The organism is Streptomyces sp. CAI-85 (genome assembly GCF_013363615.1).
GTDB classification, from domain to species: Bacteria; Actinomycetota; Actinomycetes; order Streptomycetales; family Streptomycetaceae; genus Streptomyces; species Streptomyces antibioticus_B.
Genome location: NZ_JAANNX010000176.1, coordinates 1 through 1,600, shown reverse-complemented (window position 1 = coordinate 1,600; position 1,600 = coordinate 1). Strand labels below are relative to the sequence as shown.

The following is a 1,600-nucleotide window of genomic DNA, read 5'->3' as shown; positions in this document are numbered from 1 at the left end:
CAGGAGCTCATCGCGATCTGGACCAAGGCGACCAACGAGGTCGCCGAGGCGATGAACGAGAACTTCCCCAAGACGAACCCCATCTTCATGATGGTTGACTCGGGTGCCCGAGGAAACATGATGCAGATGCGGCAGATCGCCGGTATGCGTGGTCTGGTGTCGAACGCGAAGAACGAGACCATCCCGCGTCCGATCAAGGCGTCCTTCCGTGAGGGCCTCTCCGTGCTGGAGTACTTCATCTCCACGCACGGTGCCCGTAAGGGTCTGGCGGACACCGCCCTGCGTACCGCCGACTCGGGTTACCTCACCCGTCGTCTGGTGGACGTCTCGCAGGACGTCATCATCCGCGAGGAGGACTGCGGCACCGAGCGCGGTCTCAAGCTGGCCATCGCCGAGCGCGACGAGGCCGGTGTGCTGCGCAAGGCCGACAACGCCGAGACGTCCGTGTACGCGCGCTGCCTCGCCGAGGACATCGTCGTGGACGGCAAGGTGCTCGCCCCGGCGGGCGTCGACCTCGGTGACGTGCTCATCGACCAGCTCGTCGCGGCCGGTGTTGAGGAGGTCAAGACCCGCTCGGTCCTGACCTGCGAGTCCCAGGTCGGCACCTGCGCCATGTGCTACGGCCGCTCGCTGGCCACCGGCAAGCTGGTCGACATCGGTGAGGCGGTCGGCATCATCGCCGCCCAGTCCATCGGTGAGCCCGGTACCCAGCTCACGATGCGTACCTTCCACACCGGTGGTGTGGCCGGTGACGACATCACCCAGGGTCTGCCGCGTGTCGTCGAGCTCTTCGAGGCCCGTACCCCGAAGGGTGTCGCCCCGATCTCCGAGGCCCAGGGCCGCGTGCGGATCGAGGAGACCGAGAAGACCAAGAAGATCGTCATCACGCCGGACGACGGCAGCGACGAGACGGCGTTCCCGATCTCGAAGCGTGCCCGTCTCCTGGTCAGCGAGGGCGAGCACGTCGAGGTGGGCCAGAAGCTCACCGTGGGTGCCACCAACCCGCACGACGTGCTGCGCATCCTGGGTCAGCGTGCCGTCCAGGTCCACCTGGTCGGCGAGGTCCAGAAGGTGTACAACTCGCAGGGTGTGTCGATCCACGACAAGCACATCGAGATCATCATCCGGCAGATGCTGCGCCGGGTGACGATCATCGAGTCGGGCGACGCCGAGCTGCTGCCCGGCGAGCTGGTCGAGCGCTCGAAGTTCGAGGTCGAGAACCGGCGTGTGGTCCAGGAGGGCGGTCACCCGGCCTCGGGTCGTCCGCAGCTCATGGGTATCACCAAGGCCTCGCTGGCGACGGAGTCCTGGCTGTCGGCCGCCTCCTTCCAGGAGACGACCCGAGTGCTGACGGACGCGGCGATCAACGCCAAGTCCGACAGCCTCATCGGCCTCAAGGAGAACGTCATCATCGGTAAGCTCATCCCGGCCGGTACGGGTCTGTCCCGCTACCGCAACATCCGGGTGGAGCCGACCGAGGAGGCCAAGGCCGCGATGTACTCGGCCGTCGGCTACGACGACATCGACTACTCGCCGTTCGGCACGGGCTCCGGCCAGGCCGTTCCGCTGGAGGACTACGACTACGGTCCGTACAACCAGT

At 66.4% G+C, this 1,600-nt stretch carries 1 pseudogene; it reads left to right on the top strand.

What is annotated here, in order from left to right:
* Positions 1-1,600 (top strand): annotated as a pseudogene (locus G6W55_RS37555) (DNA-directed RNA polymerase subunit beta'); the annotation flags it as partial.